This is a genomic window from Serratia plymuthica (genome assembly GCF_018336935.1).
In the GTDB taxonomy this organism is placed as follows: Bacteria; Pseudomonadota; Gammaproteobacteria; order Enterobacterales; family Enterobacteriaceae; genus Serratia; species Serratia plymuthica_B.
Genome location: NZ_CP068771.1, coordinates 4325925 through 4352054, shown reverse-complemented (window position 1 = coordinate 4352054; position 26130 = coordinate 4325925). Strand labels below are relative to the sequence as shown.

The following is a 26130-nucleotide window of genomic DNA, read 5'->3' as shown; positions in this document are numbered from 1 at the left end:
TAGACTCTGCGTTTCATTCACTTGCCGGGTATCTATGTCCAGTTCGCGCCGCCTGTTTTTCGCCCTGACCTTGCCTGATGCGCTACAGCAACAGGTGATCCGCTGGCGCGCCGAAGCCTTCACGCCCGAAGCCGGGCGGCCGGTCGCCGCAGCTAATCTGCATCTGACACTGGCGTTTCTCGGTGACGTCAGCGCGCAAAAGGAAACGGCGCTGAAAAAGTTGGCCGGCCGTATTATCCAACCCGGTTTCAGCATGGTGCTGGACGATCTTGGCCACTGGCCGCGTCCTGGCGTGGTGTGGCTTGGCACGCGCCGCGCGCCGCGAGGGGTTCTGCAACTTGCCGAATTATTGCGATCGCAAGCGGCCCGCAGCGGCTGCTACCAAAGCCCGATGCCGTTTCATCCGCACATCACCCTGCTGCGCTCTGCGACGCAACCGGTAGCCATACCGCCCGCAACGCCGGGCTGGACCTTCAGCGCTGACTCCTTTGCCCTGTACCAGTCGGTATTTGAGAACGGCCGCACGCGTTATCACCCGCTTGAACAATGGCCTTTAGCCCATCAGGATACTCCATGATTTTCACCCCGCCGCTACGTTCCGCCACGCTGATTAAACGTTACAAACGTTTTCTGGCCGACGCGATCACCCCAGAAGGCGAAACCTTCACCTTGCACTGCGCCAACACGGGTGCCATGACCGGCTGCGCCACTCCGGGCGATACCCTTTGGTATTCCACTTCAGACAACCCCAAGCGCAAATATGCCCACAGCTGGGAGCTGACGCACACCCAACAAGGGGATTGGATCTGCGTCAACACCCTGCGCGCCAACGGATTGGTGCGCGAAGCCATTGAACAGAATTTAATCAATGAATTATCCGGTTACAGTAAAATCACCGGCGAAGTAAAATATGGCAGTGAAAACAGCCGTATCGATTTGTTATTACAGGCAGAAGATAGGGTTAACTGCTATATTGAAGTTAAGTCAGTCACATTACTGCAACAACAACGTGGTTACTTCCCTGATGCGGTAACGCTCAGAGGACAAAAGCACCTGCGTGAGTTGCTCAGCGTGGTTGAAAGCGGGCAGCGGGCGGTTTTGTTTTTTGCCGTGTTACATAGCGGAATTGAACAGGTCGCACCGGCACATCATATAGATGAGCGTTATGCGGCACTGTTGGCACAGGTTCGGCAGTTGGGAGTAGAAGTCGTTTGTTATGGGGCTAAATTATCACCTGACGGTATATCTCTCTGCGATAAGTTACCGTTTTTTATCGATTAGCGGCACCGGGCACCCATAATTCAACAACCGGTTATCGCGTCGCCAAATACGCCTTCCTTCACACCATTGTCAAGCAGGCGACAGGAATAATTGCCAACCTACCTTCCATCTGTTATTTATAGCGGCCTGTTTTTCCCCCGCATTGGGGATTCGATAGTGCGTGTGTATGTAGGAGAAGCAACATGCAAGAAGGGCAAACCCGTAAAACCTCGTCCTTGAGCATTCTCGCCATCGCTGGGGTGGAGCCGTACCAAGAGAAGCCGGGCGAAGAGTACATGAACGTCGCCCAGTTGAAGCATTTCAAGCTTATTCTTGAAGCGTGGCGCAACCAGCTCAGGGACGAAGTGGACCGTACTGTATCGCATATGCAAGACGAAGCGGCCAACTTCCCGGATCCGGTAGATCGTGCCGCGCAGGAAGAAGAGTTCAGCCTTGAACTGCGTAACCGTGACCGTGAACGCAAACTGATCAAAAAGATCGAGAAAACGCTGAAGAAAGTAGAAGACGAAGATTTCGGCTACTGCGAATCCTGCGGCGTGGAGATTGGCATTCGTCGCCTTGAAGCGCGTCCGACGGCCGATTTGTGCATCGACTGCAAGACCCTGGCAGAAATCCGCGAAAAGCAGATGGCCGGCTAATACCGCTACTCTACATGATTGGGGCGGCATCACGGCGGCAAGAATGCGCATCCCGATGAACTTGCTTCGGTAAGTGATTCGGGTAAGCAAGCGCAGCCGACACAGATGCAGTTTCAAGCATGACGAGTATGTTACCGCTGTGGCGCACACTCCAACGTGCGCCACACAGAGAAAAGGGAAAGTTTCCCCTCTGATATGCAAGAAAGTCATTATGTGGGGCGCTTTGCCCCATCGCCTTCCGGAGATCTGCATTTCGGTTCGCTGATTGCCGCTCTGGGAAGCTACCTCCAGGCTCGTGCCCAACGCGGGCAGTGGCTGGTTCGCATTGAAGATATTGACCCCCCGCGCGAAGTCGCCGGTGCGGCCGTCCGTATCTTATCCGCACTGGAACGCTATGGTCTCCTCTGGGACGGCCAGGTCATCTATCAGTCCCAACGTCACGAAGCCTACCGCGCAACCCTGGATCAGCTGCAACAACAGGGGCTTAGCTATTTCTGCAATTGCACCCGCAGCCGTATCCAGCAAATTGGCGGTCTGTATGACGGCCACTGCCGTGATTTGCATCTTGGCCCGCAGGGCGCCGCTATCCGTTTACGTCAATCCAAACCGGTTTACGCCTTTCACGATCGCCTGCAGGGCGAGTTGCAGGCCGATCCGGCTCTGGCGCGGGAAGATTTTATCATTCGCCGGCGCGATGGGTTGTTTGCCTATAATTTGGCAGTGGTGGTTGACGACCATTTCCAGGGCGTGACCGAAATCGTGCGCGGCGCCGATCTGATTGAACCCACGGTGCGCCAGATTGCGCTGTATCATCAGTTGCAGGCGCCGGTCCCTGCCTATGTGCATCTGCCGCTGGCGCTGGGTGCAAACGGCATCAAGTTGTCGAAGCAAAATCATGCGCCCGCGCTGCCCGAAGGCGATCCTCGCCCGGTGTTGATCGCCGCGCTGAAATTTCTGCGTCAACCGCTGCCGGAAAGCTGGCAAGATCTTGACCTGTCGTTATTATTGAGCTGGGCTATAGCACACTGGACGTTAGAAAATGTGCCGCGCCAGGTGGATGAAAACACATCGGCATTCTCAAAGGAGCCATGGTGAGCTATGATTAGCCGCTATTTTTTGTTAGCTCCATTTTTATCAGTCACTATCGAGGTGTACCATTTTTACCCGAGTAGCCAATTTCTGCCGTAAGGTACTAATCCGCGATGACAAGCTGCCCCGCGATGATGCGCCGGTCAGCGATAAAAACGTAGTCCGCGAAGAAAGCGCGGCCGCTGAACAGCCTGCCGCGCCGCAACAACATCGGCGTGCCGAAAGCGGTAGAGAAACGCCTGCCCGCCGGCCGGCGCCGCGTAAGCGTCCCCCTTTTCCTGCCGCAGAGGGCACCGGCCCCATGACCGTGATCCCACGAGAGCAGCACTCAATTTCACGCAAAGACATCAGCGAGAATGCGCTGAAGGTGTTGTACCGCCTGAACAAATCCGGCTACGAAGCCTATCTGGTCGGTGGCGGCGTGCGTGACCTGCTGCTCGGCAAAAAGCCGAAAGATTTCGACATCACTACCAACGCCACGCCGGAGCAGGTGCGCAAGCTGTTCCGCAACTGTCGCCTGGTCGGCCGCCGTTTCCGTCTGGCGCACGTGATGTTCGGGCCGGAAATCATCGAGGTTGCCACCTTCCGCGGCCACCACGAGCAGCAAACGCCGGAATCTGATAAAAACTCGTCCCAGCAAGCCCAAAACGGCATGCTGCTGCGCGACAACATCTTCGGTTCGATCGAAGAAGATGCTCAGCGCCGCGACTTCACCATCAACAGCCTGTATTACGGCGTGGCGGACTTCACCCTGCGTGATTACGTCGACGGAATGCGTGACCTGCAGCAAGGCGTGATTCGCCTGATCGGCGATCCGGAAACCCGCTACCGCGAAGATCCGGTGCGCATGCTGCGCGCGGTGCGCTTTGCCGCCAAGCTGGACATGAGCATCAGTGACGAAACCGCCGAGCCTATCCCGCGCCTGGCTTCGTTGCTGCATGAAATCCCGCCGGCGCGTCTGTTTGAGGAATCGCTCAAGCTGCTGCAAGCCGGTTACGGTTACCAGACCTATTTGAAACTGTGCGAATACCAGCTGTTCCAGCCGCTGTTCCCGCAGATAGCACGCCACTTTACGCCTACCCACGACACGCCGATGGAACGTATTTTGGTGCAGGTGCTGAAGAACACCGATTATCGGCTGCAGAACGACATGCGCGTCAATCCGGCATTCCTGTTTGCTGCTATGCTTTGGTATCCGCTGCTGGAACATGCGCAGAAACTGGCGCAAGAGAGCGGGCTGGCGTATTACGACGCCTTCGCGCTGGCGATGAATGATGTGCTGGACGAACAGTGTCGTTCACTGGCGATCCCGAAACGCATCACCACGCTGGTCCGCGATATCTGGCAGTTGCAGCTGCGCCTGTCCCGCCGTCAGGGCAAACGTGCGCACAAGCTGATGGAACACCCGAAATTCCGCGCCGCTTACGATCTGCTGGCGCTGCGCGCCGAAGTGGAAGAAAACCAGGAAATGCTGCGTCTGACCGAATGGTGGGGCGAGTTCCAGGAAGCCACGCCGGCGCGTCAGAAAACCATGTTGAGCACTTTGGGTGACGACCCCGCGCCACGCCGCGCGCGTCAGCGTCGCCCTCGCCGCCGGACGCCGCGTAAAGAAGGAGCATAATGATCCGCGTTTATATCGCGCTGGGGAGTAACCTGGCGCAACCGCTGCAACAGGTGAAAGCCGCACTGGAGGCGCTGGAGCATCTTCCGCGCACCCGGTTGATCCTCTGTTCGTCGTTTTACCGCACCAAGCCGCTGGGGCCGCAGAATCAGCCGGACTTTCTCAATGCGGTGGTGGCGCTGGATACCTTGCTGCCCGCCGAACAACTGCTCGATCATACCCAAGCGATAGAACGCAATCAGGGCCGCGTGCGCAAAGATGAGCGCTGGGGCCCGCGCACCCTCGATCTGGACATCATGCTGTATGGCGAGCAGGTTATTCATACCGATCGCCTGACAGTGCCGCATTACGGCCTGAAAGAACGCGAGTTCATGCTCTACCCGCTGGCGGAAATCGCGCCCGATCTGGTGTTCCCGGACGGCGAATCACTCGCCAGCTGCCTGAAACGCGTGCCGGAGAACGGCATGGAACTGTGGCATCAGCCCAAGCAAAAAGCCTGATCCGGGCGCAGCATGCGGCGCCCCCTACAGCATCACCTGAGCGACAAACCCGCCTTCTGCCCGGTTGGCAAAGCTGATGCGCAGCCCGTGCAAGCCGGCGATGCGCTGCACAATGGACAGCCCCAGCCCGCTGCCGGTTTGCTCCTGACCCGGCGGACGATAGAAACGCTCCCCCAGCCGCGCCAGATGTTCCGTAGTGACTCCCGGCCCATTATCTTCCACCGCCAGCAAGCGCTCTGTAAGCCTCACAGTGACGGTGCCGCCCGCAGGCGTATAACGAACCGCATTGTCCACCAAATTACGCACCAGCAGCGACAGCAGCAGCGCTTGCCCCTGTAACGGCGCCGGCATCCCCTGCTGTTCGTAACGCAGCGTGACGCCGGCGGCATAAGCATGGCGATCCTGCTCCGCCAGCGTCATCGGCACCAGCCGGCTCCAGTCGACCGGCTCCAAATCGGCCAGATCCGACAGTGAATCCAGCCGCGACAGCGTCAGCAACTGATCGACCAAGCGGGTGGCGCGATCGATGCTCACCGTCAGATTGCCCAGCGCATGCTCGCGCATCGGCTCGTCGTCGCCGGCCAATTGCACCACTTCCGTCTGCACCCGCAGCGCCGCCAACGGACTGCGCAGCTCATGGGCGGCATCGGAGGTAAAACGCCGCTCACGCACCAGCAGCGCGTTGATGCGCGCAAACAGCGTGTTCAACGCATCCACCAACGGCCTGACTTCGGTCGGAACCTGGCGCGCATCCAACGGCGTCGCGTCGTCCGGTGCGCGTTTGCGCAGCCCGGCGGCCACCGTGCGCAGTGGCCGCAGTTCACGCCCCACCATCAGCGCGATCAACAGCATCAACATCGGCAACGTCGCCAGCCAGGGCACCAGTTGCCCGGTTACCATGCCCAGCGCCATATCCCGCCGATAATCCCATTCCTGCCCGACCACGATGCGATAGCGGCCGTCCGGGCTGGTCAGCCACAGCAGCCGCCAGCTGTCGTCGTCGCCTCGCCGTTCGCCATCGGTAAAGCCTTCACGCTCGCCGTCAAAGTGGAAATCCGCGCCGTTTTCACCGTCATTGAGCAACATCTTGCCGTTACGGTCGAAGATGGCGAACGCCAGCGCATCGTCATCCTGCTTGCCCCGCTTGCCGTGATGCACCAGCTTCTTGGTTTTCGGCAGGCTGCGCACGCTTTCGTCGGCCAGCAGATCGCCCAGATTGGCGGTCGCCAGGCGCTTGGCGAATAGCATCTGCTGGGTATCAAACACTTCATTGATGGTGTTGCGCGTCATCATCCACGCCACCAGGCTGGCGGCACACCAGGTCACCAGCGCCAGCAGGCTGAAAATCAGGATCAGCCGCAGCCGCAAGCTGAGATGTCTCACTATGCCTCCCCCAACGTATAACCCACGCCGTGAATGGTGCGGATAAAACCGTTACCCAACTTGCGCCGCAGGTGATGGATATGCACTTCCACTGCATTACTGCTGACTTCGTCATCCCAGTTGTACAGTTTTTCCTGGATCAGCGGCCGCGCCAGCACTCGCCCCTTGTTATGCAGGAACAGCTCCAGTACCGCCAGTTCACGCGGCGTCAAGGTTACCGGCTCGCCGCCGCAACTCACGCTGCGGGTGGCGGCATCGAATACGACGTTGCCGTGCACCAGCTGCGGCATCAGTTGCCCATGGCGACGGCGGATCAACGCCTGCAGGCGCGCAGCGACCTCCGACAGGGCGAAAGGCTTGCACAGGTAATCATCGGCGCCGCTCTGCAGGCCGCTGACCCGCTGTTCCAGCGCATCGCGCGCGGTAAGGATCAACACCGGCACGTCATGGCCGGCCTGGCGCCACTGGCGCAACAAATCCAGCCCATCCAGGCCCGGCAGGCTGAGATCGAGGATCACCGCATCGTAAGGCGCGCTTTCCAGCGCATTTTTTCCCACCAGCCCGTCGGTAAACCAGTCCAGATTAAAGCCGAGTTTGGTCAACCCGGCCTTGATGCCGTCACCGATTAACTTGTCATCTTCTATCAGCAGAATTCGCATGCTCGTCCCTTTTTCGCCATTACATCACAAGGTTCTTAAGAACCCCTTAAGCTTCATGATCTGCGCTACCCACCCCGTTAGGGTTACAGTAGAATGACAGCACTTTTTTGCAGCCAGGGCCCTGCGCGTACCGCACGGCTCTATTCAGGAGACGTAGTGATGAAACCCACCACCGTGACCCATTTGCGCCAGTGGAAACAGGAGCAACGCAAGTTTGCTTCACTGACTGCCTACGATGCCAGCTTTGCCAAACTGTTTGAAGAGCAAGGCGTTAAAGTGCTGCTGGTGGGCGATTCGCTGGGCATGACGCTGCAGGGCCACGACTCCACGCTGCCGGTCACCGTCGCCGACATCGCCTACCACACACGGGCCGTACGCCGTGGTGCCCCGGCCTGCCTGCTGCTGGCTGACATGCCTTTCATGAGTTACGCCACCCCGGAACGGGCCTTCGCCAACGCCGCCGAACTGATGCAGGCCGGCGCCAATATGGTGAAACTGGAAGGCGGCAGTTGGCTGTGCGAAACGGTGAAAATGCTCACCGAGCGCGCCGTGCCGGTGTGCGGCCATCTCGGCCTGACGCCGCAGTCGGTGAACGTATTCGGTGGCTACAAGGTGCAAGGCCGTGACGAGCTCGCCGCCAAACAACTGCTGGAAGATGCGCAAAATCTGGAGCTGGCCGGCATGCAACTGCTGGTGCTGGAGTGCGTACCGACCGAACTGGCACGCAAGATCACCGAAGCGCTGTCCATTCCGGTAATCGGCATTGGCGCCGGCAACGTGACCGACGGCCAGATCCTGGTGATGCACGACGCCTTTGGCATTACCGGTGGCCATACGCCGAAATTCGCTAAAAATTTCCTGGCGCAAAGCGGCGATATCCGCCTGGCGGTGCAGCAGTATATACAGGAAGTTGAGCAAGGCGCTTACCCCGCTGAAGAACACTCTTTTAATTAAGCGATCGTTCCAGGAGCTATCAATGATTATTATCGAAACTCTGCCTTTGCTGCGTCAGCAGATCCGCCGCTGGCGCCAGGACGGCAAACGCATCGCGTTGGTGCCTACCATGGGCAATCTGCACGAAGGCCATATGACGCTGGTTGATGAAGCCCGAGCGCGCGCCGATATCGTGGTGGTCAGCATTTTCGTGAATCCGATGCAGTTCGAACGCCCTGACGATCTGGCGCGCTACCCGCGCACCCTGCAGGAGGACAGCGAAAAGCTGACCCGCCGCAATGTCGACCTGGTGTTCGCACCCGCGCCGGCCGATGTCTATCCGCAGGGGCTGGAGCAGCAAACCTATGTCGACGTGCCGGGCATTTCCACCATGCTGGAAGGCGCCAGCCGCCCTGGCCATTTCCGCGGCGTCTCCACCATCGTCAGCAAACTGTTCAATCTGGTGCAGCCGGATCTGGCCTGTTTTGGCGAGAAGGACTACCAGCAACTGGCGCTGATCCGCAAGATGGTGGCGGACATGGGGTATAACATTGACATCGTCGGCGTGCCGACCGTGCGCGCTAAAGATGGCCTCGCGCTCAGCTCGCGCAACGGCTATCTGACCGCCGAAGAACGTAAAATCGCGCCTCAGCTCAGCAAGATCATGAACGCGTTGGCAGAACAACTCAGCAACGGTGAGCGCCACGTCGACGATCTGCTGGAGCAAACCGCCGCGCACCTGCGCGCCGCCGGTTTCACCCCGGACGAACTGTTTATCCGCGACGCCGACAGCCTGCAACCCCTGGGTGTTGAAAGCCGGCGCGCAGTGGTGCTGATGGCCGCCTGGCTGGGCAAAGCGCGGCTGATCGACAACCAGCAGGTTGATCTGACGCTGTAGGTTTTTGCATATTTGATACCGTTGTTACCGGGAAAGTGATAAAAAATCTACCCAATGGATTTCGAGTTGCGGCCAGGCGGCAAGCGCTGGCCCGAAGGGCGAGCCTCATGGGAGCTTACTCAGGTAAGTGACTGGGGTGAGCGTAAGCAGCCAACAACGCCGCAGCTTGAAAGACGAAGGGTACCAACACCCCACAATATTCAGTCAGGTAAAGTTATGATACGTACTATGCTGCAAGGCAAACTGCATCGGGTGAAAGTGACTCAGGCCGATTTGCACTATGAAGGCTCCTGCGCCATCGATCAGGATTTCCTGGAGGCCGCAGGCATTCTGGAATATGAAGCTATAGATATTTATAACGTTGATAACGGTCAGCGTTTCTCGACCTACGCCATCGCCGCAGAACGCGGTTCGCGCATCATTTCGGTCAACGGCGCGGCGGCGCGCTGCGCCTGCGTAGGCGACAAACTGATCATCTGCTCCTACGTGCAGATGAGCGATGCCGATGCCCGCCAGCACCACCCGAAAGTCGCCTATTTCGAAGGTGACAACAACCTGCAACGCAAGGCGAAAGCCGTACCGGTTCAGGTTGCCTGATTGTCAAAACGGGCGCATCGCGCGCCCGTTATCGTCTTACTGCACCACCACCGTTCCCGGCTTGTTGGCTATCCTGTCCGCCATGGTCTGAATGGAATCGGTGCGCAAAATATACAGCCGCTTCAGCGTATACGGATTATCCCCCGGCTTTACCTTGCCCTGCACCGTGGTCACCGCCATATGGAAACCGGCGTCTTTCGCCGCCTGTATCGCCCGCTGGTTGTAGCCGCCGAACGGATAGGATACGTACAACACATGCGGATTAAACTGCGACAGCGCGCGGCGCGAGCGCTCAAAATCGAATTCGATATTATGCAGCGAACGGCTCAGCAGAATAGGCTGGCGGTTGCCGTCGGTGCGGTGCAGGAAATGCGTGTGCGACTGTACGTCGAACACATCCTGGATCTGCTTGAGTTCTGAAATGCTCATAAACTGCAGCGAGTCCGGGTTCCATTTCTGCGGATGGCGTTTGATGCGCGAAGAAATAATGAACGCCGTTGCGCGGAAGCCGTAGTTCTTCAACACCGGATAGGCATAGCGATACACCGACTTCAACCCGTCATCAAAAGTCAGTACCACCGCCTTGCCCGGCAGGTTGATCTGGTTCTTCAGATAGGCTTCCAGCTGATACAGGGAAATGGTGTCATAACCCGCCTGCTTCAGATAGGTCATCTGGTTGCTGAACGCCACGTCCGAGGTGGTGGTCGAGGTGTGGCGAAAACGCTTGTTCTCTTCGTTTTTCAACAGATGGTGGTAGGTCAGCACCGGAACGCCGGTATCAATCTCGCAGTCCAGCTCACTGACATAACCCAGACGATCGCCAATATTGATCTCATACCAGGTGTTGTTCAGCCGATCTTTCAGTTTGCCGATGATCGGGTAACGCAGGTTTTCTTCCAGCACGCCAAACACTTCGCTGGCGTTATCCGCTTCGGTATAGACATTGATCGCCTTCTGAGTGATCAGGTTCTGATTGGTCAGCGGCTTATTCAGTTCGCCGAGATCGTCTTGCACCTTGCGCGATTTTTTGAGGTTGCGCACATCGTCTTTATCGATAAAACCAATGCCGTGGCCAAACTTGAATTCGTAATACTCAGCATCCGCCGGGAACACCTGAATCAGCTGACCCTGCTTCACTTCACCGACCGGGATCACATGTTCGCCAATCAGCGAATAAACCTCGCTGTCGCGTTGCGCTTCCATATATTCAGATTTAACAGCGCTGTCTTCCGACAGCAAATTTGCCAGCGTCGCCGGCGAGACGAGTGACATCAGGATGCCGAGTAGCCCAGCCGCTATCTTGTGTTGAGGCCGCATGGTTATGTTCTGCTTACGAGTGCGTGATAAAAATGGAGGAAATGTGGAGCGTCAGCATAGCACGATTTGAACATCGGGGAGAAAGGGGTTATATGAGCAATTCTATTGATTTATGTGATGCCGGCTTCAGATCGATAACAGCGCCCCCGAACGCTTGTCCGGGGGCGTCGGTACATCAGGTGCGCAGGCCACGACCGCGCTCTATCAGGTACCAGGACAGCAGATAGAACACCAGGATAAACGCCACCAGCACCGCCATGGTCAGCACCAGCGGCACGTCGCTGATGCCGAGGAAGCCGTAGCGGAAACCGCTGATCATATAGACGATCGGGTTCAGCTTGGATACCGCCTGCCAGAACGGCGGCAGCAGCGTCAGCGAATAGAACACCCCGCCCAGATAGGTCAGCGGCGTCAGCACGAAGGTCGGGATCAGGCTGATGTCGTCAAAGGTGGTGGCGAACACCGCGTTGATCAGGCCCGCCAGCGAGAACAGGATTGCCGTCAGCAACAGCGTGACCACAATCACCCACCAGGCATGCACCTGCAGCGGCACAAAGAACAGCGAGATCACCGTCACCAGCACGCCGACGCAGATGCCGCGCGCCACGCCGCCGCCGACGTAACCGGCAATCACCACATGAGTCGGCACCGGCGCCACCAGCAGCTCTTCGATATTGCGCTGGAACTTGGCGCTGAAGAACGACGATGCGACGTTGGCGTACGAGTTGGTGATCACCGCCATCATAATCAGGCCGGGAACGATAAACTGCATGTAATCAAAACCGTGCATATCGCCAATGCGCGAACCAATCAGGTTGCCGAAGATGATGAAATACAGCGTCATGGTGATCACCGGCGGCACCAGGGTCTGGATCCAGATACGGGCAAAACGGTTGATCTCTTTGGCCCAGATACTCTGTAAAGCCACCCAATACAAACGCGTCATGCTTTTTCTCCATTACCGTTAACCAGGGTGACAAACAGCTCTTCCAGCCGGTTAGCCTTATTACGCATGCTCAATACCTGCACCCCCTGCGCGCTGAGTTGAGCGAACAAGCCGTTCAGGCCCTGTTCGCGCATCACTTCCACTTCCAGCGTTGAGGTATCCGTCAGGCGGTTGCGATAGCCATCCAGTTTCGGCAGAGGGCTTTTGGCCGCCAAGTCGAGGATAAAGGTTTCGGACTTCAGCTTGGCCAACAACCCTTTCATTGAGGTGTTTTCCACCAGTTCCCCGTTCTGGATAATGCCGATATTGCGGCACAGCATTTCCGCCTCTTCCAGATAGTGGGTCGTGAGGATAATGGTGGTGCCCTGAGCGTTCAGCTCTTTCAGGAAACCCCACATGGAACGGCGCAGTTCGATATCCACCCCAGCGGTCGGCTCATCGAGGATCAGCAGCTTTGGCTGGTGCATCAAGGCGCGGGCGATCATCAAACGACGTTTCATGCCGCCGGACAGCATGCGCGCGCGTTCATCGCGCTTGCCCCACAGATCCAACTGGGTCAGGTATTTTTCCGCACGCGCCAGCGCTTCGCGCCGGGTCACGCCGTAGTAACCCGCCTGATTGACCACAATCTGCATGACGGTTTCGAACGGGTTGAAGTTGAATTCTTGCGGCACCAACCCAAGCTGACGCTTGGCGTTGACAATATCTTTATCGATGTCGTAGCCGAACACCCGCACGCTGCCGGTCGTTTTGTTAACCAGCGAGCTGATAATGCCGATGGTGGTGGATTTACCGGCACCGTTCGGCCCCAGCAGGGCATAAAAATCCCCCGCCTCGACGTTAAGATCGATCCCGCGCAATGCCTTGACGCCACCCGCGTAGGTCTTGGTCAACTGCGCTAATTCCAGTGCATAATTCATAAGTTAGAAAGTACCTTGTGACGATGAGTATGCTGCTGCGTCTTGTAATAAAGAGGATCTTATCATCAGCAGCGATTTCACTGAGGCGAATCCGTGCGGAAAAAAGCGTAACGGTTCCGATTTCCAAATTGTGACGCTTGTCCTATATTAGCCGAACGCAATCTGTTTGTTACAGGTCTATAACCCTCCATGAAAGAAATCGAAACGCTTATCGCCAACAACAAAGCCTGGTCGGCCAATATCAACCAGGAAGATCCAGACTTTTTTGAACGTTTATCCCAGGCGCAAAAGCCCCGCTTTTTATGGATAGGTTGCTCAGACAGCCGCGTCCCTGCAGAAAGACTGACAGGGTTGGAACCTGGCGAACTCTTTGTCCATCGCAATGTGGCAAACCTGGTGGTTCACACCGATCTTAACTGTTTGTCGGTCGTGCAGTATGCGGTGGATGTGCTGGAGGTTGAACATATCATCATCTGCGGCCATCTGGGCTGCGGCGGCGTAGAAGCCGCGGTGGAAAACCCGGAGCTGGGGCTGATCAACAACTGGCTGCTGCATATCCGCGACCTGTGGTACAAGCACAGCTCACTGCTGGGTGAACTGGAACCGGAACAGCGCCTCGACGTTCTGTGCGAGATCAACGTCATCGAGCAGGTCTACAACCTGGGCCACTCCACCATCATGCAGTCGGCCTGGAAACGCGGCCAGAAAGTGACGGTCCACGGTTGGGTGTACGGGATTCAGGACGGACGCCTGCGCGATCTGGAAGTGGCTGCCACCAGCCGCGAGAGCCTGGAAATGGGGTATCGCAAGGCTATGGCCAAATTGCAGCAGGATAAGAGCATTTAATCTGCCAGAGACGCGGCATATACCCTTCATACTTGAAGGGTATACCGCGCCCCTGCCGATTACTCGTCCAACAGCACCACTTTGCCGACGTACGGCAAATGACGATAACGCTGAGCGTAGTCGATGCCGTAACCCACCACGAACTCGTCCGGGATCGAGAAACCGACGAACTCCACCGGCACTTCCACCTCACGGCGCTCAGGCTTGTCCAGCAAGGTACAGATCGCCAGAGATTTCGGCCCGCGCAGCGCCAAAATTTCACGCACCTTATTCAGCGTGTTACCGGAATCAATGATGTCTTCGACGATCAGCACGTCTTTGCCGCGGATGTCTTCATCGAGATCCTTGAGGATTTTCACGTCACGGGTGGTGGACATGCCGCTGCCGTAACTGGAAGCGGTCATAAAGTCGACTTCGTGCGGCACTTCAATCGTGCGACACAGATCGGCCATGAACATGAAGGAACCGCGCAGCAGCCCGACCAACACCATATCACTGCCGCTATCGCGGTAATGTTCGGTGATTTGACGGCCAAGTTCGGCGATACGGGTCTTAACTTCCTGCTCGGAAATCATTACGTCTACAGTGTGTTTCATAGGTTTCAGGTCAGTTGCCGGAAGAAGGGCGCAGAGTTTAGCATAGCCTGACGCCGGTGGCGACGCGAGTGCGCCGCCTGGTTTTCCTTTGGTGTCTTTTGAAGAAACAAACTCTATACCCTATGGATTTCAAGTCGCAGCTAGGCACCCAGCTCACTCACCTCAGGAGCTTACTCAAGTAAGTGACTGAGGTGAGTGACAAATCTGTCGGGAACAGATTTGAACGCTGCTTGCAGCGGCCCCGAAGGGGCAAGGCCCAGGGATGGGTCTTGTAAGCAGGTAACAACGCTGCGGCTTGAAAGACGAAGGGTAGATCAGTCGGTTACGGTAAAGCCCAACATCATGCCGGTATCCTCATGCTCCAGCAGGTGACAATGCGCCATATAAGCATGTTCGCTGTTAGCCGGATGATCAAAACGCACCAGCACTTCGCTGCGCCACCCCTCGACGCGCACCGTGTCTTTCCAGCCGCTGCGGTGAGCCGCCGGCGGCTTGCCGTTCTCCGACAGGATGCGGAACTGGGTGCCGTGAATATGGAACGGGTGCAGCATCATGTCGCCTTCGCCGGACAGGGTCCATTTCTCGTACTTGCCGCGTTTGGCTTCAAACGCCGGCTTGGTCATATCAAAGGCTTTGCCGTTGATCTTATTACCGTGACTGAAGTCGAAAGGCTTGGCGCCATGATCCATGCCCTTCATGTTGCCGTGATCCATACCTTTCATGCTGCCGTGATCCATGCCCTGCATATTGCCATGATCCATGCCGGCCATTGCGCCATCGCTGTTGCCCATGCCGCCGTGATCCATGCTCATCCCGGCCATCGCCTGATGACCATAACGATCCATCAATGCCTGCATGCCCAGTTTGTCCAGTTGCGGATCCATCATCAGTTGCAGCCAGCGCTCCTGAATGCCGGCCAGCGGCGGCAGTACCGGCAGTTTCACCAGGCTGTCCGGCATCGTCTTGATGCCCTGCGCCAGCGAAGGCTGAATGCGCAACACCGGCAGCGGCTGGTCGAACGGTGCCAGCGTCATGCCCATCTGTTTAACCGGCAGCGTGACGATGTCAAACGGCTTGCCGTCCGAGGCATCCACCAGCACTTCAAAGCGCTCGCCCATCAGCATCGGCAATTCCGTCAGCTTCACCGGTTCGGCCAGGAAACCACCGTCACTGGCGATAACATATAACGGCCGATTATCGCTGGCCGCCAGGTTCAGCGATCGTGCATTACAGCCGTTGAGAAAACGCAACCGCAACCAGCCGCGGGGAGCGACGTGCTGCGGATATTGGGCGCCGTTGGTGAACATACGGTCGCCGAACCAGCCAACCGCGGCACTCATCACATCCAGTTGATATTCAATTTGCGCGTCTTTACCCAACCGTTTGTCCTGCAGGATCACCGGAATATCATCCTGCCCCCAGGTCTTGGGCAACGGCAGTTTACTGCTCTCGTCGTCTTCCAGCAGCACCAGCCCCGCCAGCCCCATCATCACCTGATGGCCGGTTTTGCCGTGGGTATGCGGATGGAACCAACAGGTGGCCGCGGGCTGTTCGACAGTGAAGCTCACTCTGCGCGTAGTCCCCGGCTGAATCAGCGCCTGCGGGCCACCATCGACATCACCGGGGATTTCCAGACCGTGCCAGTGGACGGTGCTGGCCTCCGGCAAGCCGTTTTTGATATCGACCGTCACAGGTTTGCCGCGCTGCAAGCGCACCGCTGGCCCCAACAGCGCTCCGTTGACGCCCCAGGTTTGGGTCGCTTTGCCCGGCAACCAGTTCATTTCACCGGTTTGCAGCGCCAGCGCGATGCTTCCCTGCGCGTCCGGCGTCAACAGCGGCGGGATCGGTAAGGCCGGCAACTCAGCCGCCCACACGCCTCGGCTCCACAGCGGCAAGGCGCTTGCTGCGCCCAGCGCAGCGGTCAGTTTGATAAAATCACGGCGTAACATCGCTGACTCCCTTTTCTCAGTGATATGTACCCTATGGCTTTCAAGTTCCAGCTCATTCATCCCATGCCAATCGGGGCGCTAGTGCAGGTAATAACGCTGCGGCTTGAACGACAACAGGCATAAATTTCATGCCAGACAGCCTAAACCCTCCCCTTAGCGGAAGGTCAAGCCTTTGCTGCCGGTTATGTTATCCGCAGGTAATAAAATTTGGTGCCTTTACAGGCAAGTGTGATAACGTTTGCTGACAATAAACAGGTCTATTTTCATGATGAAAAAAACAACGTTACTGGTGCTGCTGCTCACCATGCTGGGGTTCTCCAACGCCAGTCTGGCGCTAAATGAGTCTGAGGCGGAAGATCTGGCCGATCTGACGGCGGTATTTATTTATCTGAAAAACGATTGCGGCTACAACGACTTGCCCAACGCGCAAATCAAACGCGCCATCGTTTACTTTGCCCAGCAAAACCGGTGGGATTTGAGCAACTATAATAGCTACAACATGAAGGCGCTGGGCGAAGACAGTTATCGCGATCTCAGTGGCATCGCCATCCCTACCCCCAACAAATGCAAATATCTGGCACGCGACTCACTGAGCCTGCTGGCGTACGCCAACTAATCCCCCCGCCTTCCGCTACCTCTGTTTGAAATTCAGCCGTGCATCACCAGGCAGAGTTAGCTATGATGTTGCGCCAATTTTTCATGGCCGTTATTACGGAGTTCCCGCACATGACCCAGAAAGAAATTTGGTATGAAACGCTGCATGCCAACTTCGGCCAGTACTTCTCGGTAGAGAATGTGCTGTACCGCGAGAAGACCGAGCATCAGGATTTGGTGATTTTTGAAAACCCGGCGCTGGGGCGCGTGATGGCGCTCGACGGCGTGGTGCAAACCACCGAGCGCGATGAGTTCATCTATCACGAAATGATGACCCACGTTCCGTTGCTGGCACATGGCCAGGCGAAGAAGGTATTGATCATCGGCGGCGGCGACGGCGGCATGCTGCGCGAAGTCAGCCGCCATCGGGGCATAGAGCAGATCACCATGGTCGAGATCGACGCCGGGGTGGTGGAATTCTGCCGCCAGTACCTGCCGAACCATAACGCCGGTTCCTACGACGACCCGCGCTTCAAGCTGGTGATCGACGACGGCGTCAACTTCGTTAATCAGACCGATGAAAAATTCGATGTGATTATCTCGGACTGCACCGATCCGATCGGCCCCGGCGAAAGCCTGTTCACCTCGGCGTTCTACGAAGGCTGCGCGCGCTGCCTGAACGAGGGCGGTATTTTTGTCGCGCAGAACGGCGTCTGTTTCCTGCAACAAGACGAAGCGGTCAACAGCCACACCAAACTAAGCCAATATTTCAACGACGTCAGCTTCTATCAGGCGGCGATCCCGACCTATTACGGCGGCATCATGACCTTCGCCTGGGCCAGCCAAAACCCGGCGCTGCGTCAGCTCGATTTATCCGCCCTGCAACATCGCTTTAATCAAAGCGGCCTAAACTGCCGTTATTACAACCCAGCGATCCACGCGGGCAGCTTTGCCCTTCCACAGTACTTGCTCAACGCACTGAAGGTGACACGTTAAGCGAGAAGATAAGGAGGTGAACCCAATTGCAAAAGCTAAAACTGCACGGCTTCAACAACCTGACCAAGAGCCTGAGTTTTTGTATTTACGATATTTGTTACGCCAAAACCGCGGATGACCGCGATGGCTATATCGCCTACATTGACGAGCAATACAACGCCAATCGCCTGACCGAAATCCTGAGTGAAACCTGCTCGATCATTGGCGCCAATATCCTGAACGTCGCACGTCAGGACTACGAGCCTCAGGGCGCCAGCGTGACCATCTTGGTCAGCGAAGAACCGGTCGACCCGAAAGATGTCGATACGTCGGAGCAGCCTGGTCCACTGTCGAAGACGGTGGTTGCGCACCTGGACAAAAGCCACATCTGCGTTCATACCTATCCGGAAAGCCACCCAGAAGGCGGGCTGTGCACCTTCCGCGCCGATATCGAAGTGTCGACCTGCGGCGTGATTTCACCGCTGAAAGCGCTGAATTACCTGATCCACCAGTTGGAATCCGACATCGTCACCATGGATTACCGGGTGCGCGGCTTTACCCGCGACGTCAATGGCGTGAAGCATTACATCGATCATGAGATCAACTCGATCCAGAACTTTATGTCTGATGATATGAAGGCGCTGTACCACATGATGGACGTCAACGTTTACCAGGAGAACATCTTCCATACCAAGATGCTGCTGAAGGATTTCGATCTGAAGCACTACCTGTTTAACGCCAGGCCGGAAGCCCTGAGCGAAGCCGAGCGTAAAGAGATTACCGATCTGCTGTGGAAGGAGATGCAGGAAATCTATTACGGCCGCAATATTCCGCACTTGTGATGGGTTAAGGGTGCGGCCATACACATGCCGCGCCCTTACATTTAATATTTGAGCATGAAAGAACGGTAGGCCTTCAGCACCGCCAGGAAGTCTTCGACACCGCAGAATGAGAGGCTTTCTTCATCATAATAATTCATCCCCTCTTCCATCTCGTCGCCTTCAAACGCCAATAGATTGGCGCGGATCATCACCTCTTCACCGTCCATCAGCAATGTATATTCGTGGCCTTCCAACTGCCATTGACGTTCACTGCCTTTGACTTCCGCCGCCCCGGCTTCGATCCGATCCAGCAGATTGAAGTCGCCTTTGACTTCCTCATTGATCCAATGGCCAATCGCTTCATGCCCCATCGAAAATCTGACCACCACCTGACCGGTCACGTCACGCAGAAATTCGTAATCCATAGCACGCCCTCCTGAGCCTTTTTCTTAGTGTAAACATTAATTCATGACTAACTCAGCGAGCGCTCGCAAAGTTGGCAACTGAGCAAAATAAAACGGGAGGCCAAGGCCTCCCGTTGAACAGTTGCGCAATATTACCCAGCATTCTTCGAATTGCAACGGCGTTGGCCGCCTTTATTCACCCCGGTCATTTGGTCGGCCAAACTCCCGGGGATGCGTTCAGTTGCCGCCTTGCCGCAATCCGAATTATTTAGGGTAACGCGACTTAAACGGCGGTTTGGAAGATCACGCCGTCGGCTTTTTCAGTGTACTGGCCCAGTTGGTCGAAGTTCAGGTAGCGGTAGGTATCCGCCGCCGTTTTATCGACCTGTGCCATGTAGGTTTGATACTCGTCCGGCGTTGGCAAACGGCCCAGCAGCGAAGCAACCGCCGCCAGTTCTGCCGAGGCCAGATAAACGTTGGCGCCGGTACCCAGACGGTTCGGGAAGTTACGGGTAGAGGTGGAAACCACCGTCGCGCCGTCAGCCACGCGCGCCTGGTTACCCATGCACAGTGAACAACCCGGGATCTCGATACGCGCACCGCTCTTGCCGAACACGCTGTAATAGCCCTCTTCGGTCAGTTGAGCCGCATCCATCTTGGTCGGCGGCGCAACCCACAGGCGGGTTGGCAACTGGCCCTTGTGCTGGTCCAGCAGCTTGCCGGCGGCGCGGAAGTGGCCGATGTTGGTCATGCAGGAACCGATGAACACTTCATCGATCTTGCTGTTGGCCACGTCGGACAGCAGACGCGCGTCGTCAGGATCGTTCGGCGCGCACAGGATTGGCTGAGTGATCTCCGCCAGATCGATGTCGATCACCGCCGCGTATTCCGCATCCGCATCGCCTTCCAGCAGTTGCGGATCCGCCAGCCATTTTTGCATGCCTTGAATGCGGCGCTCCAGCGTACGGCGATCGCCGTAACCTTCGGAGATCATCCACTTCAGCAGCACGATGTTGGAGTTCAGGTACTCTTCGATCGGGGCCTTATCCAGCTTGATGGTACAACCGGCGGCGGAACGTTCGGCAGAGGCATCGGTCAGTTCAAACGCCTGCTCCACCTTCAACTCCGGCAAGCCTTCGATTTCCAGAATGCGGCCGGAGAAGATGTTCTTCTTGCCTTTCTTCTCTACGGTCAGCAGGCCTTGCTTGATCGCGTAGTAAGGGATGGCGTGCACCAGATCACGCAGTGTGATGCCCGGCTGCATTTTGCCTTTGAAGCGCACCAGCACCGACTCAGGCATATCCAGCGGCATAACGCCGGTCGCTGCGGCAAACGCCACCAGACCGGAGCCGGCCGGGAAGGAAATGCCGATCGGGAAACGGGTGTGGGAATCACCGCCGGTGCCGACGGTATCCGGCAACAGCATGCGGTTCAGCCAAGAGTGAATAACGCCGTCGCCCGGACGCAGCGATACGCCGCCACGGTTCATGATAAAGTCCGGCAGCGTGTGGTGAGTGGTCACATCAACCGGTTTCGGGTACGCGGCGGTGTGACAGAACGACTGCATGACCAGATCGGCGGAGAAGCCCAGGCACGCAAGGTCTTTCAGTTCGTCACGGGTCATCGGGCCGGTGGTATCCTGAGAACCCACGGAGGCCATCTTCGGCTCGCAGTATTCACCCGGACGCACGCCGGCAACGCCACAGGCGCGGCCCACCATTTTCTGCGCCAGCGAGAAGCCCTTGCTGCTGGAGGCAACTTCTTTGGCGATACGGAACACATCGCTGTGCGGCAGGCCCAGCGCTTCACGCGCCTTGGTGGTCAAACCGCGGCCGATAATCAGCGGGATACGGCCGCCGGCGCGCACTTCATCCAGCAATACGTCGGTTTTCAGTTCGAAGTTGGCGATCAGTTCGCCGGTTTCGTGGTTACGCACTTCGCCTTTGTACGGGTAAACGTCGATCACGTCGCCCATGTTCAGCTCGGAAACGTCCACTTCAATCGGCAAGGCGCCGGCATCTTCCATGGTATTGAAGAAGATAGGTGCGATTTTACTGCCCAGCACCACACCGCCGCCACGCTTGTTCGGCACATACGGGATGTCGTCGCCCATAAACCACAGCACAGAGTTGGTGGCGGACTTACGGGAAGAACCGGTACCGACCACGTCGCCGACGTAGGCCAACGGGAAACCTTTCTTGTTCAACAGCTCAATTTGCTTGATCGGGCCAACGCTGCCCGGTTGATCCGGCACTATACCTTCACGTTCGTTTTTCAACATCGCCAGGGCGTGCAACGGGATGTCCGGGCGTGACCAGGCATCCGGCGCCGGCGACAGATCGTCGGTGTTGGTTTCGCCGGTGACTTTGAATACGGTAACGGTGATTTTTTCCGCCAGTTTCGGGCGTGACAAATACCATTCGGCATCGGCCCAGGACTGCATAATCTGTTTGGCGTGCGGGTTACCCGCCTTGGCTTTCTCTTCCACGTCGTAGAAGTTGTCGAACATCAGCAGCGTATGGGAAAGCGCCTTGGCGGCGATAGCGGCCAGCTTTTCGTCATCCAGCGCGTCAATCAGCGGATGAATGTTATAACCGCCCTGCATGGTGCCCAGCAGTTCTACGGCTTTCTCAGGGGTAATCAGGGGAGAGGTCGCTTCACCTTTGGCGATGGCCGCCAGGAAACCTGCTTTGACATAGGCGGCTTCGTCGACGCCTGGTGGAACATGATTAATCAGCAGGTCTAACAGGAATTCTTCTTCGCCTTGTGGCGGATTCTTTAATGATTCAACCAGCGCTGCCATTTGGGTGGCGTCTAACGGCTTAGGGACGATGCCCTCTGCAGCACGCTCGGCTACGTGCTTACGGTATTCTTCTAGCACGACATTCTCCTCGCTCTCATTGTCATTTATTGTGCCTGGCGTTTTATCTTCAAACCGGGTTTAGCGCACGGTGTTGATGCCATTGATCCTGACGGGGCACTGCTGTCGATGTCCTGGACTGTAAGTTACAGTGCCCGGTTCCGCTCAGCCAGCATATCAGGATTTGAATTGGTTGTTAATTCGTTCACATAAAAGCAACATTAAATCTTTGCTGAATCGTTGAGTACAGTGTAATCGGCTGCGTCACTGACCAGACGGGGCTGTAAGAGGGTTCCCTCTACAACATAATTCAACCTGATGAGGACAACACAATACCCATTTACTTACAATGGTTACTGGTGGCAAAAATCGAAAGTTGAGAGCGAAAGACACAAAAAACCGCCCTGAGTGAAGGCGCTTCTATTGTTCCGTTCGGTGTTAGCAGGCACCTCACGGATTTCTTGCATCGTTAAAGAACGATACAAGCGCCACAAAGCGGGGGCATTGCACGCAAGGGCGATTGAAAAACCAACAAAAAGACTGTCCGACAGTTTATTTCAACGTACTATCAATGCGGGTTACCGAGCGGCCTTTTACTAAACGCCATCCATAAAAAAACGGCCCCTTTTCAGGAGCCGCTTATCAATCGTTCAAACCAGCAGAATTACTTCTTCTTGGCTTTCGGATTTGGCAGATCGGTGATGCTGCCTTCGAAGATCTCTGCCGCCAAGCCCACGGATTCGTGCAGGGTTGGGTGAGCATGGATGGTCAGCGCGATGTCTTCCGCATCACAACCCATCTCGATAGCCAGACCGATTTCGCCCAGCAGCTCGCCGCCGTTGGTGCCGACAATCGCGCCACCGATGATACGGTGAGTTTCTTTGTCGAAGATCAGTTTGGTCATGCCGTCTGCACAATCGGAAGCGATAGCACGGCCGGAAGCTGCCCACGGGAAGGTGGACGTTTCATAGCTGATGCCTTTCTCTTTCGCTTCTTTCTCGGTCAGACCCACCCACGCAACTTCCGGCTCGGTGTAAGCGATTGATGGGATCACTTTCGGGTCGAAGTAGTGCTTCATGCCGGCGATAACTTCAGCGGCAACGTGGCCTTCATGCACGCCTTTGTGTGCCAGCATCGGTTGACCGACGATGTCGCCGATAGCGAAGATGTGCGGCACGTTGGTGCGCAGCTGTTTGTCGACGCGGATAAAGCCACGCTCGTCAACTTCAACGCCGGCTTTGCCCGCTTCCAGCAGTTTGCCGTTCGGCACACGGCCGATAGCCACCAGCACCGCGTCGTAACGCTGTGGTTCTGCAGGCGCTTTTTTGCCTTCCATCGTGACGTAGATGCCGTCTTCTTTGGCTTCTACCGCGGTCACTTTGGTTTCCAGCATCAGGTTGAACTGCTTGCTGATGCGTTTGGTGAAGACTTTCACCACGTCTTTGTCGGCAGCCGGGATCACCTGGTCAAACATCTCGACCACGTCGATCTGTGAACCCAACGCATGATATACGGTACCCATTTCCAGGCCGATAATACCGCCGCCCATCACCAGCAGACGCTCTGGGACGGTTTTCAGTTCCAGCGCATCGGTAGAGTCCCATACGCGCGGGTCTTCATGAGGAATGAATGGCAGTTGGATCGGACGGGAGCCTGCGGCGATGATGGCGTTGTCGAAGTTGATGGTAGTAGGACCATTTTCGCCTTCAACGACCAGGGTGTTAGCGCCGGTGAACTTGCCCAGACCGTTAACGACTTTAACTTTACGGCCTTTAGCCATGCCAGCCAGACCGCCGGTCAGCTGATTGATGACTTTTTCTTTCCAGACGCGCACTTTGTCGATGTCGGTTTTCGGCTCGCCGAAAACGATGCCGTGCTCGGCCAGCGCTTTGGCTTCTTCGATTACTTTGGCAACGTGCAACAGTGCTTTGGAAGGGATACATCCCACGTTCAGGCAAACACCGCCCAGCGTGGAATAACGTTCAACCAGAACGGTTTCAAGACCTAAGTCAGCGCAACGAAAAGCAGCAGAGTAACCTGCAGGGCCCGCCCCAAGTACCACGACCTGAGTTTTAATTTCAGTACTCATCATGACCTCTTAATTAGTTGTCCGGCGGGTCAGACGTCATTTTATACCCGTCATACCTGAAGCGACATCGGTGTTGGCTGCATTCGCTTGCCGCCTTGATGTAACTCCAATTATTTGGGGCATATTATTAATCGATCTCATAACGCCCTTCATCCACCGGGACGCTTACACCGCGAGCAGTTTACAGAATTGTTAATAATCTGCAAAGCGTGTTCGAAGTGACCCGTGTCTCAACAATTTTGTCGAGTCATGCAAAAACCGACAAAACTGCTACTGAAGTGGTAAGGGCGCAGCATGCTGCGCCCTTTTTTCATTACATCACCAGACGGCGGATGTCAGACAGCATATTGTTGATGATGGTGATGAAACGCGCACCATCTGCACCGTCGATAACGCGGTGGTCGAAGGAGAGCGACATTGGCATCATCAGACGCGGCACGAACTCTTTACCGTTCCAGACTGGCTCCATAGCGGACTTGGAGACACCCAGGATAGCCACTTCCGGCGCGTTGACGATCGGCGCGAAGTGAGTCGTCCCGATACCGCCCAGGCTGGAGATGGTGAAGCAACCGCCCTGCATTTCGCCTGCGGTCAGCTTGCCGTCACGCGCTTTTTTGGAGATAGCCATCAGCTCGCGGGACAGTTCAGTGATGCTTTTCTTGTTCACATCCTTGAATACCGGAACCACCAGACCATTTGGCGTATCAACCGCAACACCGACGTTGATGTATTTTTTCAGCGTCAGTTTCTGGCCATCTTCGGACAGAGAGCTGTTGAAGCGCGGCATCTGCTCCAGAGCGGCGGCGACGGCTTTCATGATGAACACCACAGGGGTGAACTTCACGTCCAGCTTACGTTTGGCCGCTTCATCGTTCTGCTGCTTGCGGAACGCTTCCAGATCGGTGATATCGGTTTTGTCGAAGTGAGTCACGTGTGGGATCATCACCCAGTTGCGGCTCAGGTTGGCACCCGAAATCTTCTGGATGCGGCCCATTTCGACTTCTTCGATCTCGCCGAACTTGCTGAAGTCCACTTTCGGCCATGGCAGCATGCCTGGCAGACCGCCACCGGCAGCAGCGGTTGGAGCCGCTTCCGCACGTTTGACCGCGTCTTTCACGTAAGTCTGGACGTCTTCGCGCAGGATACGGCCTTTACGACCTGTGCCTTTCACTTTCGCCAGGTTTACGCCGAATTCACGCGCCAGACGGCGGATGACCGGGGTAGCGTGCACATAAGCGTCGTTCTCTGCGAACTCGCCTTTGCTTTCCGCTTTGGCAGCCGGAGCGGCCGCAGCGGCTTCCTGCTTGGCCGGAGCCGGTGCAGCTTCTGCTTTCTGGGCAGGAGCGGCGGCTGGCGCGGCGCCTTCAACTTCGAACACCATGATCAGAGAGCCGGTTTTCACTTTGTCGCCGGCGCTGATTTTGATTTCTTTCACGGTACCGGCGAACGGCGCCGGCACTTCCATAGAAGCCTTGTCGCCTTCAACGGTGATCAGTGACTGCTCAGCGGCAACTTTGTCGCCCACTTTCACCATCACTTCGGTCACTTCCACTTCGTCGCCGCCGATGTCCGGCACGGCAACGTCTTTGGCGGCAGCGGCAGCCGGTGCGGCTGGGGCCGCAGGAGCTTCAACCGCAGCCGGAGCGGCAGCGGAAGCTGCACCGGCCACTTCGAAGACCATGATCAGGGAACCGGTGGTGACTTTGTCGCCGGTCGCGATCTTGATCTCTTTCACGGTGCCCGCGAAGGGTGCCGGAACTTCCATTGACGCTTTGTCGCCTTCAACGGTGATCAGGGACTGCTCGGCTTCCACCTTGTCGCCCACTTTCACCAGGATCTCGGTGACTTCCACTTCGTCGGCACCGATGTCCGGTACCGCAACGTCTTTGGCAGCAGCGGCAGCCGGTGCAGCAGCAGGTGCTGCGGCCGGTTTTTCTTCCGCTTTGGCGGCTGGCGCGGCAGCTGCCGCACCTTCTGCTTCAAAGATCATCAGCAGTTTGCCGGTTTCGGTTTTATCACCGACGGAAACCTTGATCTCTTTCACCACGCCCGCTTGCGGGGACGGGACTTCCATGGAAGCTTTATCACCTTCAACGGTGATCAGCGATTGTTCAGCTTCAACTTTATCGCCCACTTTCACCAGAATTTCGGTGATTTCCACTTCGTCTGCACCGATGTCCGGCACCTTGATTTCGATAGACATTCTTCTGTACC

The 26130-nt window shown here is 56.6% G+C and carries 24 protein-coding genes; 13 read left to right on the top strand and 11 right to left on the bottom strand.

Going from position 1 to position 26130, the window contains the following annotated elements; genetic code table 11:
• Positions 1-34 precede the first annotated feature (34 nt).
• The 6 genes from thpR (at position 35) to folK (ending at position 5129) form a co-directional block, all read left to right on the top strand.
• Positions 35-577, top strand: a complete 543-nt coding sequence (gene thpR, locus JK621_RS20295; RefSeq protein WP_212557381.1) for an RNA 2',3'-cyclic phosphodiesterase — start codon at positions 35-37, stop codon at positions 575-577.
• Positions 574-1281 carry a DNA/RNA nuclease SfsA gene (gene sfsA, locus JK621_RS20290; protein ID WP_212557380.1) on the top strand — a complete coding sequence of 236 codons (708 nt, stop codon included), beginning with the start codon at positions 574-576 and terminating at the stop codon, positions 1279-1281. The genes thpR and sfsA overlap by 4 nt, the downstream gene beginning before the upstream one ends.
• A gap of 182 nt (positions 1282-1463) precedes the next feature.
• Positions 1464-1919 (top strand): RNA polymerase-binding protein DksA, encoded by a 456-nt coding sequence (gene dksA / locus JK621_RS20285; RefSeq protein WP_006321065.1) that lies wholly within the window; start codon positions 1464-1466, stop codon positions 1917-1919.
• A gap of 195 nt (positions 1920-2114) precedes the next feature.
• Positions 2115-3014 carry a tRNA glutamyl-Q(34) synthetase GluQRS gene (gene gluQRS / locus JK621_RS20280; protein WP_212557379.1) on the top strand — a complete coding sequence of 300 codons (900 nt, stop codon included), beginning with the start codon at positions 2115-2117 and terminating at the stop codon, positions 3012-3014.
• A 61-nt stretch (positions 3015-3075) separates the two neighbouring features.
• On the top strand, positions 3076-4629 hold the full coding sequence (gene pcnB, locus JK621_RS20275; protein ID WP_432761936.1) for a polynucleotide adenylyltransferase PcnB: 1554 nt from the start codon (positions 3076-3078) through the stop codon (positions 4627-4629).
• Positions 4629-5129 (top strand): 2-amino-4-hydroxy-6-hydroxymethyldihydropteridine diphosphokinase, encoded by a 501-nt coding sequence (gene folK / locus JK621_RS20270; protein ID WP_212557378.1) that lies wholly within the window; start codon positions 4629-4631, stop codon positions 5127-5129. Before pcnB ends, folK begins: the two co-directional genes overlap by 1 nt.
• Before the next feature lie 24 nt (positions 5130-5153).
• On the opposite strand, the gene qseC is transcribed toward folK, so the two are convergent.
• Together qseC and qseB are read right to left on the bottom strand one after the other, a co-directional pair.
• Positions 5154-6512, bottom strand: a complete 1359-nt coding sequence (qseC, locus tag JK621_RS20265; RefSeq protein ID WP_212557377.1) for a quorum sensing histidine kinase QseC — start codon at positions 6510-6512, stop codon at positions 5154-5156.
• On the bottom strand, positions 6512-7171 hold the full coding sequence (qseB, locus tag JK621_RS20260) for a quorum sensing response regulator transcription factor QseB (RefSeq protein ID WP_212557376.1): 660 nt from the start codon (positions 7169-7171) through the stop codon (positions 6512-6514). Before qseB ends, qseC begins: the two co-directional genes overlap by 1 nt.
• Positions 7172-7330: 159 nt before the next feature.
• Between qseB and panB the strand changes: the two genes are divergently transcribed.
• The 3 genes from panB (at position 7331) to panD (ending at position 9599) form a co-directional block, all read left to right on the top strand.
• The gene (gene panB / locus JK621_RS20255; RefSeq protein WP_212557375.1) at positions 7331-8125 is read left to right on the top strand and encodes a 3-methyl-2-oxobutanoate hydroxymethyltransferase; all 795 of its coding nucleotides are present in this window, start codon (positions 7331-7333) and stop codon (positions 8123-8125) included.
• A 22-nt stretch (positions 8126-8147) separates the two neighbouring features.
• The gene (gene panC / locus JK621_RS20250) at positions 8148-9002 is read left to right on the top strand and encodes a pantoate--beta-alanine ligase (protein ID WP_212557374.1); all 855 of its coding nucleotides are present in this window, start codon (positions 8148-8150) and stop codon (positions 9000-9002) included.
• 216 nt (positions 9003-9218) lie between these two features.
• Positions 9219-9599: an aspartate 1-decarboxylase gene (panD, locus tag JK621_RS20245; protein ID WP_037416822.1), complete on the top strand. Its 381-nt coding sequence runs from the start codon at positions 9219-9221 to the stop codon at positions 9597-9599.
• Between the two features lie 36 nt (positions 9600-9635).
• Here panD and JK621_RS20240 read toward each other — a convergent pair whose 3' ends face one another.
• The 3 genes from JK621_RS20240 to JK621_RS20230 form a co-directional block, all read right to left on the bottom strand.
• Positions 9636-10916: a polysaccharide deacetylase family protein gene (locus tag JK621_RS20240; RefSeq protein ID WP_212557373.1), complete on the bottom strand. Its 1281-nt coding sequence runs from the start codon at positions 10914-10916 to the stop codon at positions 9636-9638.
• A 175-nt stretch (positions 10917-11091) separates the two neighbouring features.
• On the bottom strand, positions 11092-11862 hold the full coding sequence (locus JK621_RS20235) for an ABC transporter permease (protein WP_006321086.1): 771 nt from the start codon (positions 11860-11862) through the stop codon (positions 11092-11094).
• Complete coding sequence (locus JK621_RS20230) at positions 11859-12782, bottom strand: ABC transporter ATP-binding protein (protein WP_212557372.1); 924 nt, start codon at positions 12780-12782, stop codon at positions 11859-11861. The genes JK621_RS20235 and JK621_RS20230 overlap by 4 nt, the downstream gene beginning before the upstream one ends.
• A 189-nt stretch (positions 12783-12971) precedes the next feature.
• Between JK621_RS20230 and can the strand changes: the two genes are divergently transcribed.
• Positions 12972-13628: a carbonate dehydratase gene (gene can, locus JK621_RS20225; RefSeq protein ID WP_212557371.1), complete on the top strand. Its 657-nt coding sequence runs from the start codon at positions 12972-12974 to the stop codon at positions 13626-13628.
• Positions 13629-13687: 59 nt separating this feature from the next.
• Here can and hpt read toward each other — a convergent pair whose 3' ends face one another.
• On the bottom strand, positions 13688-14224 hold the full coding sequence (hpt, locus tag JK621_RS20220; protein ID WP_004947911.1) for a hypoxanthine phosphoribosyltransferase: 537 nt from the start codon (positions 14222-14224) through the stop codon (positions 13688-13690).
• Between the two features lie 314 nt (positions 14225-14538).
• Positions 14539-16173, bottom strand: a complete 1635-nt coding sequence (gene cueO / locus JK621_RS20215) for a multicopper oxidase CueO (RefSeq protein WP_212557370.1) — start codon at positions 16171-16173, stop codon at positions 14539-14541.
• A 268-nt stretch (positions 16174-16441) separates the two neighbouring features.
• Here cueO and JK621_RS20210 point away from each other — a divergent pair, with 268 nt between their 5' ends.
• From JK621_RS20210 to speD, 3 genes are all read left to right on the top strand, one after another.
• Complete coding sequence (locus tag JK621_RS20210) at positions 16442-16789, top strand: YacC family pilotin-like protein (RefSeq protein ID WP_212560249.1); 348 nt, start codon at positions 16442-16444, stop codon at positions 16787-16789.
• Positions 16790-16899: 110 nt separating this feature from the next.
• The gene (gene speE, locus JK621_RS20205; RefSeq protein WP_212557369.1) at positions 16900-17763 is read left to right on the top strand and encodes a polyamine aminopropyltransferase; all 864 of its coding nucleotides are present in this window, start codon (positions 16900-16902) and stop codon (positions 17761-17763) included.
• Between the two features lie 26 nt (positions 17764-17789).
• On the top strand, positions 17790-18584 hold the full coding sequence (gene speD, locus JK621_RS20200) for an adenosylmethionine decarboxylase (protein ID WP_212557368.1): 795 nt from the start codon (positions 17790-17792) through the stop codon (positions 18582-18584).
• 41 nt (positions 18585-18625) lie between these two features.
• On the opposite strand, the gene yacL is transcribed toward speD, so the two are convergent.
• The 4 genes from yacL to aceF all read right to left on the bottom strand — a co-directional run bounded on the left by yacL (position 18626) and on the right by aceF (position 26119).
• The gene (gene yacL, locus JK621_RS20195) at positions 18626-18988 is read right to left on the bottom strand and encodes a protein YacL (protein ID WP_004947927.1); all 363 of its coding nucleotides are present in this window, start codon (positions 18986-18988) and stop codon (positions 18626-18628) included.
• Positions 18989-19250: 262 nt separating this feature from the next.
• On the bottom strand, positions 19251-21848 hold the full coding sequence (gene acnB / locus JK621_RS20190; RefSeq protein ID WP_212557367.1) for a bifunctional aconitate hydratase 2/2-methylisocitrate dehydratase: 2598 nt from the start codon (positions 21846-21848) through the stop codon (positions 19251-19253).
• A 643-nt stretch (positions 21849-22491) separates the two neighbouring features.
• Positions 22492-23916, bottom strand: coding sequence for a dihydrolipoyl dehydrogenase (gene lpdA / locus JK621_RS20185; RefSeq protein WP_004947933.1), 1425 nt, complete (start codon positions 23914-23916; stop codon positions 22492-22494).
• A 313-nt stretch (positions 23917-24229) separates the two neighbouring features.
• Positions 24230-26119: a pyruvate dehydrogenase complex dihydrolipoyllysine-residue acetyltransferase gene (gene aceF / locus JK621_RS20180; protein WP_212557366.1), complete on the bottom strand. Its 1890-nt coding sequence runs from the start codon at positions 26117-26119 to the stop codon at positions 24230-24232.
• Between the last annotated feature and the right edge of the window lie 11 nt (positions 26120-26130).

Coding starts and splice junctions, on each gene's coding strand:
- thpR (WP_212557381.1), top strand. CDS start 35: ATGTCCAGTTCGCGCCGCCTGTTTTTCGCCCTGACCTTGCCTGATGCG.
- sfsA (WP_212557380.1), top strand. CDS start 574: ATGATTTTCACCCCGCCGCTACGTTCCGCCACGCTGATTAAACGTTAC.
- dksA (WP_006321065.1), top strand. CDS start 1,464: ATGCAAGAAGGGCAAACCCGTAAAACCTCGTCCTTGAGCATTCTCGCC.
- gluQRS (WP_212557379.1), top strand. CDS start 2,115: ATGCAAGAAAGTCATTATGTGGGGCGCTTTGCCCCATCGCCTTCCGGA.
- folK (WP_212557378.1), top strand. CDS start 4,629: ATGATCCGCGTTTATATCGCGCTGGGGAGTAACCTGGCGCAACCGCTG.
- qseB (WP_212557376.1), bottom strand. CDS start 7,171: ATGCGAATTCTGCTGATAGAAGATGACAAGTTAATCGGTGACGGCATC.
- panB (WP_212557375.1), top strand. CDS start 7,331: ATGAAACCCACCACCGTGACCCATTTGCGCCAGTGGAAACAGGAGCAA.
- panC (WP_212557374.1), top strand. CDS start 8,148: ATGATTATTATCGAAACTCTGCCTTTGCTGCGTCAGCAGATCCGCCGC.
- panD (WP_037416822.1), top strand. CDS start 9,219: ATGATACGTACTATGCTGCAAGGCAAACTGCATCGGGTGAAAGTGACT.
- JK621_RS20240 (WP_212557373.1), bottom strand. CDS start 10,916: ATGCGGCCTCAACACAAGATAGCGGCTGGGCTACTCGGCATCCTGATG.
- JK621_RS20235 (WP_006321086.1), bottom strand. CDS start 11,862: ATGACGCGTTTGTATTGGGTGGCTTTACAGAGTATCTGGGCCAAAGAG.
- JK621_RS20230 (WP_212557372.1), bottom strand. CDS start 12,782: ATGAATTATGCACTGGAATTAGCGCAGTTGACCAAGACCTACGCGGGT.
- can (WP_212557371.1), top strand. CDS start 12,972: ATGAAAGAAATCGAAACGCTTATCGCCAACAACAAAGCCTGGTCGGCC.
- hpt (WP_004947911.1), bottom strand. CDS start 14,224: ATGAAACACACTGTAGACGTAATGATTTCCGAGCAGGAAGTTAAGACC.
- cueO (WP_212557370.1), bottom strand. CDS start 16,173: ATGTTACGCCGTGATTTTATCAAACTGACCGCTGCGCTGGGCGCAGCA.
- JK621_RS20210 (WP_212560249.1), top strand. CDS start 16,442: ATGAAAAAAACAACGTTACTGGTGCTGCTGCTCACCATGCTGGGGTTC.
- speE (WP_212557369.1), top strand. CDS start 16,900: ATGACCCAGAAAGAAATTTGGTATGAAACGCTGCATGCCAACTTCGGC.
- yacL (WP_004947927.1), bottom strand. CDS start 18,988: ATGGATTACGAATTTCTGCGTGACGTGACCGGTCAGGTGGTGGTCAGA.
- lpdA (WP_004947933.1), bottom strand. CDS start 23,916: ATGAGTACTGAAATTAAAACTCAGGTCGTGGTACTTGGGGCGGGCCCT.
- aceF (WP_212557366.1), bottom strand. CDS start 26,119: ATGTCTATCGAAATCAAGGTGCCGGACATCGGTGCAGACGAAGTGGAA.